Source organism: Streptomyces sp. NPDC053755 (genome assembly GCF_040677675.1).
Lineage (GTDB): Bacteria > Actinomycetota > Actinomycetes > Streptomycetales > Streptomycetaceae > Streptomyces.
Window position 1 is genome coordinate 97,267 of the sequence record NZ_JBFASK010000013.1, and the last position, 15,330, is coordinate 112,596.

Consider the following 15,330-nt stretch of genomic DNA (forward strand, 5'->3'; position numbering starts at 1 on the left):
CTCGGCCTCGTCGTCGCCCGGGCGGTCGACGTGCCGGCCTGGGGCCGGGAGAGAAAGCGGATATAACGCTCGAAGGGGTACGGTCGCCCGGTGGGCACAACGACGGAGCACTCCGAGGGAGCGGGACCGTTCACGACCCGGCTCACCTGGCCTCTCGAGGGCGGGGACACCGCGGTGTGGGAATCGCGCCCGGCCCGGAAGCGCGCACGCCTGACCGTACGGGCCGAGGGCGGGAGGGAGCCCCTCGCCCGGCCGGCGGACGGCGTCTCGCTCGTCCGGATGCGGAGGCTGAACGCCGTCGCCGCCGGCGCGTTCACCGTGGGTGGCACGCTCTTCGCCCTCGGCGCGGGTCTGTCGCAGTTCGGCCCGAGCGGCATGACGAGCGCCTGGATCTACTTCGCCGGCGGACTCTTCTTCAACACCGGCGGGTACGCCTCCCTCCTCCAGTCCGTCAACGCACCCCGTCGCGACGCCGTCGCCGGAAGGCTCGCCTCGCAGCGCTGGCGGTGGTGGAGCTATCAGCCCGACCGGATCGGCTGGCTCAGCACCTTCCTGCTGTTCGTCGGCACGCTCGTGTTCGGGATCAACCTCGTGGGTTCCCTGCTGGACGGGCTTTCGGTCCAGCAGGTGAACAGGCTGGTCTGGGCACCCGACCTGGTGGGGTGCGTCCTGTTCCTGATCTCCGGTCACCTCGCGCTGGTCGAGGTCTGCCACGGCCGGCCGCGTGTCCGCGCGCATGACCTCGGCTGGTGGATCGTCGCCGTCAACCAGCTCGGATCGGCCCTGTTCATGGTGTCGGCCCTCGCGGCCTTCACGCGGCCCGCGACCGGCGACCTGGTGAACGTCGCCGTCGCCAACTGGGGGACGCTCACGGGAGCCGCGTGTTTCGCCGTCGGAGGGGTGCTGCAGTTCTCCGAGCGCCCCTGACGCGGGCTCAGACCCCTGGATCCGGTCTGGCGGGACGCGTCACTCCCGCGCGTACGGCCTCCAGCTGGGCGGCGAACGCCAGGCCCAGGAAGAGGGCCAGCGAGGTCAGGTAGGACCACAGGAGCAAGGCCATGACCGCGCTCAGGGGCCCGTACACACTGGTGAAGGAGCCGCTCACTCCGACGTACAGGCTCAGGCCCCAGGTCGCCCCGTTCCAGAGCACGAGATAGAGGACGGCGCCGAAGGCGAGCCAGGTGTAGCCGGGTTGGTCGCGGCGCGGGGAGAGCCGGAAGATCGCGCTGGTGGCCAGGACGGCGAGGAGCACGCCGACCGGCCAGCGCAGGATCTCCCACGCTCGGGTGGTGCCCGGCCCGAGGTGGTACGTCTGCGTGGCGGCATGGGTCAGATCGGAGCCGAGGACGGTGAGGAGGAAGCTCAGCCCCAGCGGCAACCCGGCGAGCACGGCCATGGCCAGCCCCCAGGAGTACTTGAGCGGAAAGGGCCGGTCCCGCTCGTTGCCGTAGATGCGGTTGGCGCCGCGCTCGACCTGGCACAGCGCGGTGGTGACGTTGACGAGGGAGAACAGCAGGCCCAGCCAGAGGGCCGCCTGGCCCCCGTCGCCCGCGTGCCTGCGGCTCAGTCGCAGCGCTTCGTCGACCATCTCCTGGCTGGGGCCGCTGGTGATCCGGCGGATCGTGAGTTCGGCGACACGGCCGATGCCCTCCGTGTGCAGGGCACCGGACAGGCCGATGGCGGCGATGGCCAGCGGGACGAGCGACAGGACCGTCTGCAGCGCCAGGGCCCGCGAGTGGCTGAAGCCGTCGGCGTAGCGGAAGCGTACGAACGAGTCCCGTGCCAGGCTCCAGCCTCCGTACCGGCGCAGAGCGGCCCATGCTTCGTCGCCGGACAGTTCCTCGCCCCGGACGTCACGTCTCTGCGGTACGCGTGTGGCGGTGCCCATCATCGTCCTGTCTGCCGGGGAAGGGCCCGTTCCCCGGCCGGGGGACGGGCGGAGAGGAACACGGAACCCACGACGACCAGCGTCACGGCGCCGTTGACCAGGCCCCCCACGACATCGGTGGGGTGATGCATGCCCCGGTACATCCGCGACAGCCCCACGGCGACGGGAATCAGCAGCAGCACCAGGGCGGCGTACCGCCGGGCGCCGTGCACACAGGCCAGCACCAGCACGGCGATCCCTCCGTACAGGGCGACGGACGCCCCGACGTGACCCGACGGGAAGCTCGACGTCGGCGGGGCCGTGTCGAGGTGGGGCACGTCGGGCCGCGGCCGTTGCACGCACATCGTGACCACGAGGAACGTCGTCGACTGCACCACGGTCGCCGCGCCGAGAAAGGCGGCCTCCCGCCATCGCCGCCCGCCCGACAGCGTCAGCAGAGCGGTGACGCACACCAGCGTCACGCCGACGACGGCCTCCGTGTCGGCCAGCGCCGACAGCCACTCCGACAGGGTGTCCACCGTGGCGCCGCGAAGGGCGAGGACCCCGCGGACGACCGGCCCGTCCACGGAGGACAGCAGGACGCCCGCATGGGCGGAGGTCACCGCGAGGCCGAGCCCCACCATCAAGGTCGTCTGCACGGGGACCAGCACCACGAGCCACGAGGGCCTCGCGTCCGCGCCTCTGCCTGTCGTCATGGGATCCTCGTTGCCCGTCGCCGCCGGATGATGTGCCCCGGCGGGCCTCAGGTTCCGGGCAGCGGTTCCTGGTCGACCACGTGCTCGGGGGTGGAGGGCGGCCGGCGTGACGGGTCGCAGTGGGGTCCGTAGCCGGTGAGACGGGATTCGGGGCTGGTGAGCTCCCGGCCGCAGCGCCGGCAGTAGCGGTGCCGGTACCCGGTGACGGGGTCGTCGACGAGGGCGGACTGGCGGGACGCGGGGCGTCGGGGCATGACCCCATTCTCGCGGCGGTGGTCGGGCGCCGCGGCGGCGGCCCGGCAGGACCCGTCCGCGACGTTCTCGCCCACGGGTGCGCGCGCGACGGGCCGGGCGCGCCTCAGAGCCCGCCGAGTGCCGACCGGTCGTCGAGCCGGCCCGCGCCCGCCGCGGCCGCGACCGGGAGCGGGATCTCGAAGTGCACCGTCCCGTACCCGCCGTGCTCGCCCGTCGTCCGCGCGTCGCAGACCTCGTCGGCCATGCTGCGCCAGAATGCCTCGGCGCCGGGGATGTCGACGTTGGTGTGCAGGTAGACGGTGTCGTATCCGGGGGCACCCGCGGCGAACCCGCAGGCGGTCCTGACCATGGCGCGGGCCAGTCCGTGGCGGCGGTGGTCGGGGCGTACGTACACCCGCAGGAGCTGCGCCGTACGCCGGGACGCGTAGCGGTCGGCGAGCCAGCGTGGATGCGGGGGGTGGGCCGGGCCCCGGGAGTGCAGCGCGGTGGTGCCGACCACCTCGTCGCCCAGGACGGCCACCACCAGGGCGTGGCGGGGATGCGCGAGGTAGGTGCCCTCGATGTCCACGACGTCGTCGTGCCACCGGGGCACGTATCCGTAGTCGAACTCCCGGTAGAACGTGTCGAGCATGACGCTGCGCGCCCCCGGCACGTCCGCGGGCCCGGCGAGCCGTACCGCGTACGGCCCGGTCTCCTGTCGTGGCGTCAGGTCTCTCATGGCGCGGTGGCTCCCTTCGGTGCTCCGGTCCTCTTGATCGGCAGGCTACCCGAGATCGCCTCTATTGGAAATGAAAACGATTTCAGATAGCTTCCTTCTCGGTCCGGTGCGGACGCCTCCCTCAGGCGCTCCGCTTCGCAGTCACGCCCCGCTCCGGCGGAGCATCCCGAGAGGAAGTCCCTTGGCACATCTGCTGGTTGTCGAGAGCTGGGTGGGATCGATGAGCACGCTGCTGCCCAGGGCGATCCGCGAAGGCGGTCACGAGTTCACCTTCGTCACCCGCGACCTGCACCACTACCTGCGAGGCGCCCGGCCCGACGGCGGCCCGCACCCCCTGCTCGCCGCCCGCAACATCATCACCGCCGACACCAACGACATCGACGGGCTGCTGTCCCGGCTGGAACGGCTGCACGCCGTGCTCGCCTTCGACGGCGTGGTCTCCTCCTGCGACTACTACCTGCCGGCCGTGGCCCGGACGGCCGAGCGCCTGGGCCTGCCGGGGCCTGCCGCGGAGGCCGTCGAGGCGTCCTGCCGCAAGGACCTGACGCGCCGTGTGCTGGCCGGAGCAGGCGTGCCGGGCCCCCGCTTCGCGCTTTGCGGGGACGCGGCACAGGCGGTCGAGGCCGCCCGCGACATCGGGTACCCGCTGGTGGTCAAGCCCGTGGACCTCTGCGCCGGGATGCTGGTCCGTCAGGTCCGAGACGAGCGGGAGCTGGAGCTCGCATGTCAGGCGCTCGCGGACTTCCCCGTGAACGCGCGTGGCCAGGACCGGGCTCCCGTCGTCCTCCTCGAACAGCTCCTCACCGGTCCGGAGGTCAGCGTCGAGACCGTCTCCTCCGCAGGCGTCACGGAGGTGGTCGGAGTCACGGACAAGAGCATCGGCGGCGCACCGAACTTCATCGAGACCGGTCACATGTTCCCGGCCGCGATGGCGCCCGGCCCGCAACGGGACGCGGCCGACACGGCCCTGGCCGCCGTCAGGGCTCTCGGCCTCGACCACGTCGTGTGCCACACCGAGATCAAACTGACCCCCGACGGCCCCCGGGTCATCGAGGTCAACCCCCGCCCGGCCGGCAACCGCATCACGGAACTGGTCCGCCACGTCACCGGCATCGACCTCGCCGCCGTCTGCGTGGACGTCGCCCTGGGCCGTACGCCCGATCTCGCCCCCCGCCCGACCGGCGTGCGCAGTGCCGCCATCGCCTTCCTCCTCCCCGACACCGACGGCATCCTCACCGGCATCGAGGGCGCCGACGCGGTCCGGGCCGAGCCCGGCGTACTGGAGCTCACCCTCGCCGAGACGGGCCGGTCCGTGCGCGCCGCGACCAGCAACAACCAATACCTCGGCCACGTCATGACCGCCGACACCCGGGGCGACGGCGCCCGGGAGGACGCCGAACGGCTCCTCTCCGCGCTGCGGCCCACCTACCAGGAGTGTCCGGCCGAGCTGTCCCCGGCGGTGCCGGCATGAGTGCCCTCACGCTCCACGAGCCCGCCGTACGCACCGTGGACGAGCTGGTCGCGCACGTCCGCGCCGGTGGCTACGGAACCGACCCCGCCCAGGAGCGCGTCGCGCTCGCCTTCACCACCAGCCAGGCCGTCCGCCACGACGGCCGCAGCAGCGGATACCGCAACGAGGTGCTCAGCCTGCGCCTGCACGCCGCGGTCGGATCCTGCGCGGTGGAACCGGGAGCACTGCCCGCGGCGGCGCTCGACGACTGCGTCGGGGCGTCGGTCGCCGCGCTTCTCGAGCACCCCCTCCTGCCCGTGCGCATCGCGGCACTCGACGCCTACCTCGCGCACGTGCGCCCCCACACGCCCGACCACGGCGCCCGCCCCTGCGCCCTGCCCGCCGGGAACTCGCTGCAGAGGTCCCGGGCCCGGGCCCGCGCCGTCATCGACCTGCTCCCCGCGACCGGGCCCCGCCGCGTCCTCGTCATCGGGGTGGTCAACTCCCTGCTGGAGCGGCTGCGTGAGCGCGGTCTCGCGTACGTCCCCTGCGACCTCAAGGGCGGCGTCACCGAATGGGGCGAGACGGTACGGACCGACGCCCTCGCCGAGCTCGCCCACTGCGACGCGATCCTCGCCTCCGGCATGACCCTCGGCAACGGCACCTTCCAGCCGCTGCTCGACCACGCGGCGGCCACCGGCACCCCCCTGGTCATGTTCGCCCAGACGGGCAGCGCGATCCTCCCGAGGTTCCTGCGGGCCGGGGTGAGCGCCCTCTGCGCGGAGCCGTACCCCTTCTTCTGGCTCGACGGCGGCCCCGGAACCATCCACCGCTACGACGGTCCCGGAACCGATATCCGCGACGGCGGCCCCGGAACCATCCACCGCTACGGCGGTCCCGGAACCATCCACCGTCACGGAGGCGCCCGGTGACCACCGCACTTCCCTTACACCGCCCGCCGTCGCGCAGCGCCCACCCGGAGCTGCTGACACTGATCGGGCGCACCCCGCTCGCCCGGATCCGCACGGAACTGCCTTCCCCGCACCCCGGCTTCTGGGCCAAACTCGAATGCCTCGGCGCCGGCGGCATGAAGGCCCGGTCCGCCGTGTCCATGCTCCGCGGCGCCCGTCTGCGCGGCGAACTCCGCCCGGGCGCCACCGTGGTCGAATCGACCTCCGGCACCCTCGGCATCGGGCTCGCCCTCGCCGGGCAGGCCCTCGGGCACCCGGTCGTCCTCGTCGGCGACCGTGAACTCGAACCCTCCATGCGGCAGTTGCTGCACGCGTACGGCGCACGGCTGGAGCTGGTGGAGCGGCCCGCCGTCGAAGGCGGCTGGCAGGCCGCCCGGATCACCCGGCTGCGCGAGGTCCTGGCCCGGACACCGGACGCCTACTGGCCCGACCAGTACAACAACCCCGACAACGCCGCCGGTTACCACGCCATGGCGGCCGAACTGTGCGAGCAGATCGAGCACCTGGACGTGCTGGTCTGCAGCGTCGGCACCGGCGGACACAGTGCCGGGCTCATCGGCCCGCTGCGACGTCGCTGGCCGCGGCTGAAGGTCATCGGCGTCGACTCCATCGGCTCCGCCATCTTCGGCCAGCCCGCCCGGCCCCGCCTCATGCGCGGGCTCGGCAGCAGCATCCACCCGCGCAACGTCGCCCACCACGCCTTCGACGAGGTCCACTGGGTGGGCCCCGCCGAGGCCGTCGACGCCTGCCGCCGGCTCGCCCGCACCAGCTTCGTCAGCGGCGGCTGGAGCACCGGCGCTGTCGCGCTGGTCTCCGCCTGGGCCGCCCGCGTCGAGACCGGCGCGGTCGTCGCGACGGTCTTCCCCGACGGCCCGCACCGCTACCTCGACACCGTCTACGACGACGACTACTGCCGCGCGCACGGCCTGGACCGGCCCGACCTCGCGGTCCGGCCCGTCGAGATCCCCCACCCGCACGCGACCGAGGCCATCGGCTGGACCCGCTGCCGCACCGTCGTCACCCCCCTCACGGCGAACCGGCCGCTCCTGCCCCCACCCGCCCGGGGAGGCACCGCATGAGACTGACCTGGCACACCACCGAGCTGGAACTGGCCGAGCCCCTGCGCATCTCCCGTTCCGTCATGGCCCGCCGCGACGCCGTGTGGGTCGCCGTCGAACACGGCGGTCTGACCGGCTGGGGCGAGGTGGTCAGCAGCGACTACCTCGGGCTGCCCACACCCCGCATCCTCCGGCACCTCAGCGCGGCGCGCCCCGCCGTCGCACGCCTGCCCGACCCCGAGACCGCGTGGCACGCGCACCTCGCCGACCCGATCCCCGGCTGGTCGGAGCTGCCCGCCGGTGTGCTCGCCGGACTGGAGGCGGCCCTGCTCGACCTGACCGGCAAGCGCGCCGGAAGCCCCGCCCACCGGTTGCTGGGCGCCCGGACCGCGCCGGCCGCGCGGACCGCCCGGACGATCGGCATCGTCGCCCCCCGGGCGGCGGCCGCTGAGGCCGCCCGTCTCGTACGGAGCGGCTTCACCGTCCTGAAGGTCAAGGCCGGATCGCCCGATCCGGCGGACGACCTCGCCCGGGTGGACGCCGTACGGACCGGGGCTCCCGGGGTGAGCCTGCTCCTCGATCCCAACGGCGCCTGGAGCGAGCGCCAGGCCGTCGACCTGCTGCCGCGCTTCGCCGAGCTGGGCGTCACCGCTGTGGAGCAGCCCATCGCCCCCGGCACCCCGCACGGCCTCGCGCGCGTGGCGAAGGAGTCCCCGGTCCCGGTCATCGCGGACGAGGACGCCGTCTCGTACGAGGACGCCGTCGCGCTCGCCGGCCTGGTGCACGGGGTCAACGTCAAGCTGGCCAAGTGCGGTGGGGTACGCAACGCCCTGCGGATCCACGAGGCCCTGCGCGGCTCCGGGACGGACCTGATGCTGGGGTGCCTGACCGCCAGCTCCCTCGGCATCGCCCCGGCCGTGCACCTCGCCGACCGGGCCCGCTGGGTGGACCTCGACGGACACCTGCTGCTCGCCGGCGACCCCTGGACGGGGATCGGCGGCGCCGACGGCACCGTACGGGCCGGCGACGCCGCCGGTCTCGGCGTCCGGCGCACCCACCGGGTGGACATACCGTGAGGATGCTCGGCTCCCTCCGGAGCTTCCCGCCCGCCGTGCGGCTGCTCCTGGTCAACCAGCTCGGAGTCAACACCGGCTTCTACCTCCTCATCCCGTACCTCGCCACCCATCTCGCCGACGACCTGGGACTATCGGCCGCCGTCATCGGTGTGGTCCTCGGTCTGCGCAACCTCAGCCAGCAGGGCCTCTTCCTGATCGGCGGCTCCGCGGCCGACCGGCTCGGCGCGCGCGGTGTGATCATCGCGGGATGCGCCCTGCGCACCGTGGGGTTCGGCCTCTTCGCCCTCGGCGACGGCCTGCCGCTGCTGCTCGCCGCGTCCGTACTCAGCGGGCTGGCGGGGGCGCTCTTCAACCCCGCCGTACGGACCTACGTCGCCCAGGAGGCGGGAGAGCGCAAGGCGGAGGCGTTCGCGCTGTTCAACGTCTTCGCCACCGGCGGGGCGTTGCTCGGCCCCCTGCTCGGCACGCTGCTGCTGCTCGTGGACTTCCGCGCGGCCGCCGTCACCGCGGCCGGCGTGTTCGCCGTCCTCACCCTCGCCCAACTGCTGGTGCTGCCCGCCCGGGAGGTGCCGGCCCCCGCCACCCGCGTCCTCGGCGACTGGCGCGAAGTCGCCGGCAACGGCCGGTTCCTGGCCTTCTCCCTCGCCATGGTCGGCATGTACGGCCTGGAGAACCAGCTCTACCTCCTCCTGCCCCGCGCGGCCACCGAGGCGTCCGGCTGGAGCGGCTCGGTCGGCCTGCTGTTCCTCGCCGGGACCGTCGCGAACCTGCTCTTCCAGCTGCGCATCACCCGCGCCCTCGAGAAGCGGGGGACCCGGGGCCGCTGGATCGCCACCGGTCTGGGCGTCATGGCCCTGGGTTTCCTGCCGCCGATGCTCGTGGCGGGCTCCGCCGCGGCCCCGCATCCGCTGCGCCTCGTGCCGGTGCTCGCCGGAGCCCTCCTCCTGCACCTCGGCGTGATGGTCGCGCAGCCCTTCGTCATGGAGCTGATACCGGCCTTCGGGCGCGCGAACCTGACCGGCACGTTCTACGGCCTCTTCTACGCGATCTCCGGTGTCGCGGCCGCGGCGGGCAGCGCCGCGATCGGCTGGTCCATGGACACCGCCGGCCACACCGGCCTGGCCTGGCTGCCGTACGGGTGCTGCCTCGCCCTCGGCCTGGCCTCGGCCGTCTCCGTCGACCACCTCCGACGCCGCGGCGTCCTGCCCGCCGGGCAGACCCCCGACGCGGTGGCCCCCGCGCGGAGCGAGTCCCGATGACCGCGGCTCCCGACGCGATGGCCCCCGCCCCTTCCGACCGGCCCCGAAGCGAGAACCCATGACCCCGACGTCCGACGGCAACCTCCTCACCGACCACCCCGAGCTCTACGAAGAGCGCTTCCCCGACCCCGACCGGCTCGCCGCCCGCTGGACCGAGGACGTGCTGGCCCGGCACGGCGCCGGCCCCCGCGTCCTCGACGTCGGCTGCGGCACGGGGCGTGACGCCGCCTGGCTCCACCACCGGGCCGGCCGGCGCGTCACCGGCATCGACACCTCCTCGGCCATGCTGGCCCACGCGGCCACGCACCATCCGGGCCCCGACCACCACGCGGCCGACATGCGCGACTTCGACCTCGGCACGCGCTTCGACGCGATCGTCTGCCTCGACAGCGCCCTCCTGTACTGCCACACCAACGAGGACCTCACCTCCTTCCTCGCCCGCTGCCGCGCCCACCTCACCCCGGGCGGCCTCCTCGTCGCCGAGATGCGCAACGGCGCCTTCTTCCTCGGCGGCACCGATCTCCTCGACGGACCGAGCGTCAGCACCTTCACCTGGCGGGACACCACGTACACCTCCCGCACCACCCTGTGGATCGACCACGGCGCACAACTCCTGCGCCGCCGCCGGACCTGGACCGCGGACGACGGCAGCCCCGCGCAGGAGCAGCACTCCGCCTGGCGGCTCCTCTTCCCGCAGGAGCTACGCCATTTCCTCACCACCGCCGGCTTCGAGGTCCTCGCCCTGCACGACGGACCCGGCCCCCGCACGGACCCACCGTGGAGCGAGGGCGACCTCCCCCACGGCACCGCGCACTCCGACCGCCTGCACCTCGTCGCCCGGCTCACGCCCCGCCCCGACAACGGAGACCCCACCCCATGAACGACGTCCGCTCCCTCCTCGCCCGCAGAGGCTTCCTGCTCGCCACCGGCGCCACCGCCCTCGCCCTCACCGCCGCGTGCGGCACCGGCGCCACCCCGGACACCGAGAACGCCCCGGACGGCACACCCCAGGCCGGCGGCCGGCTGCGTGCCGCCTTCGCCGGCGGCGGCGCGAACGAGACCCTCGACCCGCACGCCACCAACCTGTTCGTCGACGCCGCCCGCGCGAAGGCGCTCTACGACAAGCTCGCCGACTTCGGCGCCGATCTCGCCGCCGTCCCCCGGCTCGCCGAGAAGTGGGAGCCCGACGACGCGCTCGCCACCTGGCGCGTCACCCTGCGCAAGGCCACCTTCCACGACGGCCGGCCCGTCACCGCCGAGGACGTCCTCTACAGCTACCGCCGCATCGCCGACCCGCGGGGCACCTTCCGGGCCAAGGCATCCCTGGAACCGATCGACCTCGATGCCAGCCGCGCCCTGAACCCCTCCACCGTCGAGTTCCGGCTCAAGCGCCCGTACGCCGAATTCCCCAACGTCCTCGCCGCCTTCGGCACCTACATCGTCCCCGCGGGCACCACGGCCTTCGGCAAGCCCGTCGGCTCCGGTCCGTTCTCCTTCGTCTCCTTCACACCGGGCAGCTCCCTCGTCGTCAAGCGCAACGACGCCTACTGGGAGGGCGCCCCGTACCTCGACACGCTCGAATTCGTCATCGCCTCCGAGGAGTCGGCCCGCGTCAGCGCCCTGCTCGGCGGCCAGGTCGAGTACGCGCACGAGCTGAACCCGGCCACCGCCCGCACCCACGAGGGCCAGGGCAGGATCGACGTCATCCGCCTCCCGGGCAGTGCCATGCAGGGCTTCGTCATGAAGACCGACCGCCCCCCGTTCGACGACCCCCGGGTCCGCCGGGCCTTCTTCCTCATCGCCGACCGGAAGGAGCTCGTCGACGGCGCCCTCTCCGGCGCGGGCGAGATCGGCAACGACCTCTTCGGCAAGGGGTACCAGTACTACGCGGACACACTCCCGCAGCGCGCGCAGGACCTCGCCAAGGCCCGCGCGCTCCTCAAGGAGGCCGGCGCCGAAGGCCTGAGAGTCACCCTCGACACCGCACCCGCGGCCACCGGCTTCGTCGAGGCCGCCGGCATCTTCAAGGAACAGGCCGCCAAGGCCGGCGTCACCGTCGAGGTCCGGGTGGGCAACAAGGACACCTACTGGAAGGACATCCTCTCCTCGGGGACCTTCGCCTCCTACCGCTCGGGTGCGATGCCGATCGAGTCCCACATCTCGCAGCGGCTGCTGACCGGCTCGACCACCAACGCCACCCGGTGGCAGCGGAAGGACTTCGACGACCTGTACCGGCAGGCACAGGCCACCCGCGACGAGAAGCGGCGCGGCGCGCTGTACGAGCGGATGCAGCGCCGCCTGTACGACGAGGGCGGCTTCCTGATCTGGGGCTTCGCCGACTGGATCGTCGCCACCGCACCCCGGGTCCGCGGCGTCTCCGACCAGGCCCCCGCCAACACCCTGGACTGGGCCCGCTTCGACAGGATCTGGCTCGCGTGACGCCGCACCTGGCGTGGATCGGCCGCCGCCTGCTCCTCGGGCTGGGACAGACGGCGGCCGTCGTCCTGTTCGTCTTCGCCCTCACCGAGGCGCTGCCCGGTGACGCGGCCGTCGCCCTCGCCGGGGACCAGCCGGACCCCGCCCGCATCGCCCGCATCCGCGAGACGATGGGCCTCGACCGACCGGCCGCCGAACGCCTCGTGGACTGGGTCGCCGGCCTGCCACGGGGCGACCTCGGCACCTCCCTGATCAGCGGGCGGCCCGTCATCGGCTATCTGACCGCCGGTCTCGGCCCCACCCTCCTCCTCGCCGGAGCCACCCTGGCCCTGCTCGTCCCGCTCTCCGTGGGACTCGGCGTCCTGGCCGCCCGGCGCGAGGGCGGGGCGGTCGACCGGACCGTCAGCACCCTGACCCTCGCGGTGCACGCCGTGCCCGAATTCGCCGTCGGGGTGCTGCTCGCGACCCTCTTCGGCCTGTGGCTCGGCTGGCTGCCGCCCACCGCCGTCGGCGCCGACCCCTTCACGGAGCCGGCCGTCCTGGTCCTGCCCGTCGTGGTGCTGCTCGCGCGGCCCGTATGCACCATCAGCCGGCTGGTGCGCGCCGGGATGATCGACGCGATGGCGTCCCCGTACGTCGCGCAGGCCCGCCGCTACGGCGTTCCCGGCGCCCGCGTCACCTGGACGCACGCCCTGCCCAACGCCCTCGCCCCAGCCGTCCAGCAGCTGGCCCGGACCTGCGACTGGCTCCTCAGCGGAGTGATCGTCGTGGAGGCGCTCTTCGTGATCCCCGGCCTCGGCACCGTACTCCTGGAGGCCGTCGCCGCACGCGACGTCCCGGTCGTCCAGGGCATGGCCGTGGTCTTCGGAGTCGTCACCGTCCTGGTCAACCTCGCCGCCGACCTCGTCGCCCGGCGCTTCGCACCCCGGTCCGAGGTGGCGGCGTGAAACGGCGTCCCGCACGGTCCCTCCTCGCTCTCGCGCTGATCGCCCTCCCCGTCCTGCTCGCGCTGGTCGGCCCCTTCGTCGCGGGCCAGGCCGGCCCCCGTTCCGTCTCCTTAGACTCCGGCGACGGGCACTGGCTCGGCACCGACTTCGGCGGACGCGACGTCTGGCGGCAGGTGCTCCTCGGCGGACGCTCCGTGGTGCTCGTGGCGATCGCGGCCACCGCCCTCGCGTACCTCATCGCCGTCCCGCTGGGCCTCGCCGCGGCCCTCACCCGCCGCCACTGGCTGGAGGAGGCGCTGATGCGGCCCCTGGACGTGGTCCTCGCCGTCCCCTCCCTTCTCCTGGTGCTGCTCGTCGCGGCCACCCTGACCCCGGGGCTGCCCGGACTGGCCCTGCTGGTCGGCCTGGCCGCCGTACCGGACGCCGCTCGCGTGGTGCACGCGGCCGCCGTCGAGATCTCCTCCCGGCCGGCCGTCGAGGCGCTCCGCATGCAGGGCGAGTCCTGGTGGCGCACGGCCGTCGGGTACGTCGCCCGCTCCATGCGCCGCACGCTCGCCGCCGACGCGGGGATCCGCCTCACCGGAGCCCTGTACCTGGTCTCCACCGCCGCCTTCCTCGGCGTGGGCGTCGCGCCGGACGCCGCCGACTGGGCGGTCATGGTCGACCGCAACCGCACCGGCCTGTTCCTCCAGCCCTGGGCCGTGGTCGTGCCCGCCCTGCTCATCGCGGCCCTCTCGATGGGGACGAACCTCCTGTTCGACGCCGCCCTCCAACGCCAGACGACCCGGAAGGAGACGAGGAGATGAACCTCGTCGCGGAAGTACGGGACCTACGGGTCGCCGTCGGCGGACGGACGATCGTGGACGGCGTGAGCCTCGCCGCCCGGGCCGGCCGGATCACCGCCGTCATCGGACCGTCCGGCAGCGGCAAGACCACCACGGGGCTCGCCCTCCTCGGCGAGTACCCGCCCGGAGCCGCCGTCGAGGGCGACGTCCGCAGCCCCGCGGGGCCGGTCGGATACGTACCCCAGCATCCGGCCTCGGTCCTCAACCCCGCCCGCCGGGTCGGCGCGCTCCTCTCCGACATCGCCGCCCTGCGGCGAGGAGGCCGCCGCGCACGCGGGGCGCGCGTCGAGGAGGCGCTGCGTCTCGCGCAGCTCCCGGACCCGGCAGGCGTTCTGCGCCGCTTTCCCCACCAGCTCTCCGGAGGACAGCAGCAGCGGGTCGTCCTGGCGCAGGCACTGCTCCTGGGTGCCCGGGTCATCGTCGCCGACGAACCCACCACCGGCCAGGACGCCGTCACCAAGCAGGGAGTCGTGGCCCAGCTGGCGGCCGTCGCCGCACAGGGCATCGCCGTCGTGCTGCTCAGCCACGACCTGGACGTCGTACGGGAGCTGGCCGACGAGGTCGTCGTCATGCGGGCCGGGCGCGTCGTGGACCGGGGGACGGCGTCGTCGGTCCTGGCGGCCCTCGCCCCCGACCGGCCCCGCGCCACGCGCGTGCCGCGCCCCCGTGGACCGGTGCGCCTGGAGACACGGAGCCTGACCGCCCGGCACCACACCGCCCACGGGGCCGCCGTGGTGCTGAGCGACATCGGCATCTCGGTGGCGGCCGGGGAGTGCCTGGCCCTCGTCGGCAGGTCCGGCAGCGGCAAGACCACCCTGGGACGCTGCCTCGCCGGGCTGCACCGGACGTACGAGGGCTCGGTGCTGCTCGACGCGGCGCCGCTCCCGCGCAGCCTGCGCTCTCGGAGCCGCACCGAGCTGGCCGCCGTGCAGTACGTGTTCCAGGACGCGAAGGCCGCCTTCGACGAGCACCGGCCGGTCCTCGACCAGGTCGCCCGCAGCGCGGTACGGCTCCGGGGCGCGGCCCCCGGGGACGCGCGGCGCGGCGCCCTGGGCACCCTCGCCGGACTCGGTCTCGGCGAGGCCCTCGCCGGGCGTCGCCCGGGACAGCTCTCCGGCGGCGAACTCCAGCGCGCCGCACTCGCCCGTGCCCTGCTGGCCGAGCCCCGGGTCCTCGTCTGCGACGAGATCACCTCCGGGCTCGACCCGGCCACGCGGACCACCCTCCTCGACGCCCTGGCCCGGCTCCGTGAACGCGTGGACCTCGGCCTGGTGTTCATCACCCACGACCTGGCGGCCGCCGCCACCCTCGCGGACCGGATCGCGGTCCTCGACTCCGGCCGCGTCGTGGAGACCGGCCCGGCCCGCGAACTGATCGACGCCACGGCACGCCCTCACCCGGGAACTGCTCTCGGCGCACGCGACCGCACGGTCACCCGTGACCGCACCGCCCCCCAAGCCTCCGACCTCGCGAGATCGCAGGCCAGGGCATTGCGGGGCGTGACGGCTTGATGAATGACTCCCGGCCGTGCCGAACTTCCCGGATCTCCCTGCACGCTCTGCGGGACCAGGCCGAGGCCCCCTCTCGGCGCTGCCCAGCGCATGGGCCTTGCGCAGGCGACCGGACAGGTTGCGCGTCGCAGGCTCCCCGCCGCTTCGGGCGGTCGCCGACGAAGTCCCTTCACCTGTCCCCGATGCGCGCCGCGGTCACCCCGGGGGACTCTCCCCGGGGC

General features: G+C 73.9%; 15 protein-coding genes. 11 read left to right on the forward strand and 4 right to left on the reverse strand.

The window, feature by feature from the left end; genetic code table 11:
• Positions 1-90 precede the first annotated feature (90 nt).
• Positions 91-927: a hypothetical protein gene (locus tag AB0K65_RS15420; protein WP_365716536.1), complete on the forward strand. Its 837-nt coding sequence runs from the start codon at positions 91-93 to the stop codon at positions 925-927.
• Positions 928-934: 7 nt separating this feature from the next.
• Here AB0K65_RS15420 and AB0K65_RS15425 read toward each other — a convergent pair whose 3' ends face one another.
• The 4 genes from AB0K65_RS15425 to AB0K65_RS15440 all read right to left on the reverse strand — a co-directional run bounded on the left by AB0K65_RS15425 (position 935) and on the right by AB0K65_RS15440 (position 3,556).
• Complete coding sequence (locus AB0K65_RS15425; protein WP_365716538.1) at positions 935-1,888, reverse strand: YihY/virulence factor BrkB family protein; 954 nt, start codon at positions 1,886-1,888, stop codon at positions 935-937.
• Positions 1,888-2,583: a phosphatase PAP2 family protein gene (locus AB0K65_RS15430; protein WP_365716540.1), complete on the reverse strand. Its 696-nt coding sequence runs from the start codon at positions 2,581-2,583 to the stop codon at positions 1,888-1,890. Before AB0K65_RS15430 ends, AB0K65_RS15425 begins: the two co-directional genes overlap by 1 nt.
• Before the next feature lie 47 nt (positions 2,584-2,630).
• Positions 2,631-2,837 (reverse strand): DUF6011 domain-containing protein, encoded by a 207-nt coding sequence (locus AB0K65_RS15435; RefSeq protein ID WP_365716542.1) that lies wholly within the window; start codon positions 2,835-2,837, stop codon positions 2,631-2,633.
• Between the two features lie 104 nt (positions 2,838-2,941).
• Positions 2,942-3,556, reverse strand: coding sequence for a GNAT family N-acetyltransferase (locus tag AB0K65_RS15440; RefSeq protein ID WP_365716544.1), 615 nt, complete (start codon positions 3,554-3,556; stop codon positions 2,942-2,944).
• Between the two features lie 181 nt (positions 3,557-3,737).
• Here AB0K65_RS15440 and AB0K65_RS15445 point away from each other — a divergent pair, with 181 nt between their 5' ends.
• Genes AB0K65_RS15445 through AB0K65_RS15490 form a run of 10 tightly spaced genes read left to right on the forward strand, consistent with a single transcriptional unit; the run spans position 3,738 to position 15,109 of the window.
• On the forward strand, positions 3,738-5,027 hold the full coding sequence (locus AB0K65_RS15445; protein WP_365716546.1) for an ATP-grasp domain-containing protein: 1,290 nt from the start codon (positions 3,738-3,740) through the stop codon (positions 5,025-5,027).
• Positions 5,024-5,938, forward strand: a complete 915-nt coding sequence (locus tag AB0K65_RS15450; protein WP_365716548.1) for a DUF364 domain-containing protein — start codon at positions 5,024-5,026, stop codon at positions 5,936-5,938. Before AB0K65_RS15445 ends, AB0K65_RS15450 begins: the two co-directional genes overlap by 4 nt.
• Entirely contained in the window at positions 5,935-7,056 is a 1,122-nt protein-coding gene (locus AB0K65_RS15455) for a pyridoxal-phosphate dependent enzyme (RefSeq protein ID WP_365716550.1), read from the forward strand. Before AB0K65_RS15450 ends, AB0K65_RS15455 begins: the two co-directional genes overlap by 4 nt.
• The gene (locus AB0K65_RS15460; protein ID WP_365716552.1) at positions 7,053-8,111 is read left to right on the forward strand and encodes an enolase C-terminal domain-like protein; all 1,059 of its coding nucleotides are present in this window, start codon (positions 7,053-7,055) and stop codon (positions 8,109-8,111) included. The genes AB0K65_RS15455 and AB0K65_RS15460 overlap by 4 nt, the downstream gene beginning before the upstream one ends.
• Before the next feature lie 2 nt (positions 8,112-8,113).
• A complete protein-coding gene (locus AB0K65_RS15465) occupies positions 8,114-9,370 on the forward strand; it encodes an MFS transporter (RefSeq protein ID WP_365716554.1) in 1,257 nt (418 codons plus the stop codon).
• 58 nt (positions 9,371-9,428) lie between these two features.
• Positions 9,429-10,250 carry a class I SAM-dependent methyltransferase gene (locus AB0K65_RS15470; RefSeq protein WP_365716556.1) on the forward strand — a complete coding sequence of 274 codons (822 nt, stop codon included), beginning with the start codon at positions 9,429-9,431 and terminating at the stop codon, positions 10,248-10,250.
• Entirely contained in the window at positions 10,247-11,809 is a 1,563-nt protein-coding gene (locus AB0K65_RS15475) for an ABC transporter substrate-binding protein (protein ID WP_365716558.1), read from the forward strand. Before AB0K65_RS15470 ends, AB0K65_RS15475 begins: the two co-directional genes overlap by 4 nt.
• On the forward strand, positions 11,806-12,753 hold the full coding sequence (locus tag AB0K65_RS15480) for an ABC transporter permease (protein ID WP_365716560.1): 948 nt from the start codon (positions 11,806-11,808) through the stop codon (positions 12,751-12,753). The genes AB0K65_RS15475 and AB0K65_RS15480 overlap by 4 nt, the downstream gene beginning before the upstream one ends.
• Positions 12,750-13,559 carry an ABC transporter permease subunit gene (locus tag AB0K65_RS15485; RefSeq protein ID WP_365716562.1) on the forward strand — a complete coding sequence of 270 codons (810 nt, stop codon included), beginning with the start codon at positions 12,750-12,752 and terminating at the stop codon, positions 13,557-13,559. Before AB0K65_RS15480 ends, AB0K65_RS15485 begins: the two co-directional genes overlap by 4 nt.
• The gene (locus AB0K65_RS15490) at positions 13,556-15,109 is read left to right on the forward strand and encodes an ATP-binding cassette domain-containing protein (RefSeq protein WP_365716564.1); all 1,554 of its coding nucleotides are present in this window, start codon (positions 13,556-13,558) and stop codon (positions 15,107-15,109) included. The genes AB0K65_RS15485 and AB0K65_RS15490 overlap by 4 nt, the downstream gene beginning before the upstream one ends.
• Positions 15,110-15,330 lie beyond the last annotated feature (221 nt).

What these genes read in the sequence shown, in the direction of transcription:
- AB0K65_RS15435 (WP_365716542.1), bottom strand. Translation starts at nt 2,837, where the DNA reads ATGCCCCGACGCCCCGCGTCCCGCCAGTCCGCCCTCGTCGACGACCCC.
- AB0K65_RS15425 (WP_365716538.1), bottom strand. Translation starts at nt 1,888, where the DNA reads ATGGGCACCGCCACACGCGTACCGCAGAGACGTGACGTCCGGGGCGAG.
- AB0K65_RS15465 (WP_365716554.1), top strand. Translation starts at nt 8,114, where the DNA reads ATGCTCGGCTCCCTCCGGAGCTTCCCGCCCGCCGTGCGGCTGCTCCTG.
- AB0K65_RS15490 (WP_365716564.1), top strand. Translation starts at nt 13,556, where the DNA reads ATGAACCTCGTCGCGGAAGTACGGGACCTACGGGTCGCCGTCGGCGGA.
- AB0K65_RS15475 (WP_365716558.1), top strand. Translation starts at nt 10,247, where the DNA reads ATGAACGACGTCCGCTCCCTCCTCGCCCGCAGAGGCTTCCTGCTCGCC.
- AB0K65_RS15450 (WP_365716548.1), top strand. Translation starts at nt 5,024, where the DNA reads ATGAGTGCCCTCACGCTCCACGAGCCCGCCGTACGCACCGTGGACGAG.
- AB0K65_RS15470 (WP_365716556.1), top strand. Translation starts at nt 9,429, where the DNA reads ATGACCCCGACGTCCGACGGCAACCTCCTCACCGACCACCCCGAGCTC.
- AB0K65_RS15440 (WP_365716544.1), bottom strand. Translation starts at nt 3,556, where the DNA reads ATGAGAGACCTGACGCCACGACAGGAGACCGGGCCGTACGCGGTACGG.
- AB0K65_RS15460 (WP_365716552.1), top strand. Translation starts at nt 7,053, where the DNA reads ATGAGACTGACCTGGCACACCACCGAGCTGGAACTGGCCGAGCCCCTG.
- AB0K65_RS15430 (WP_365716540.1), bottom strand. Translation starts at nt 2,583, where the DNA reads ATGACGACAGGCAGAGGCGCGGACGCGAGGCCCTCGTGGCTCGTGGTG.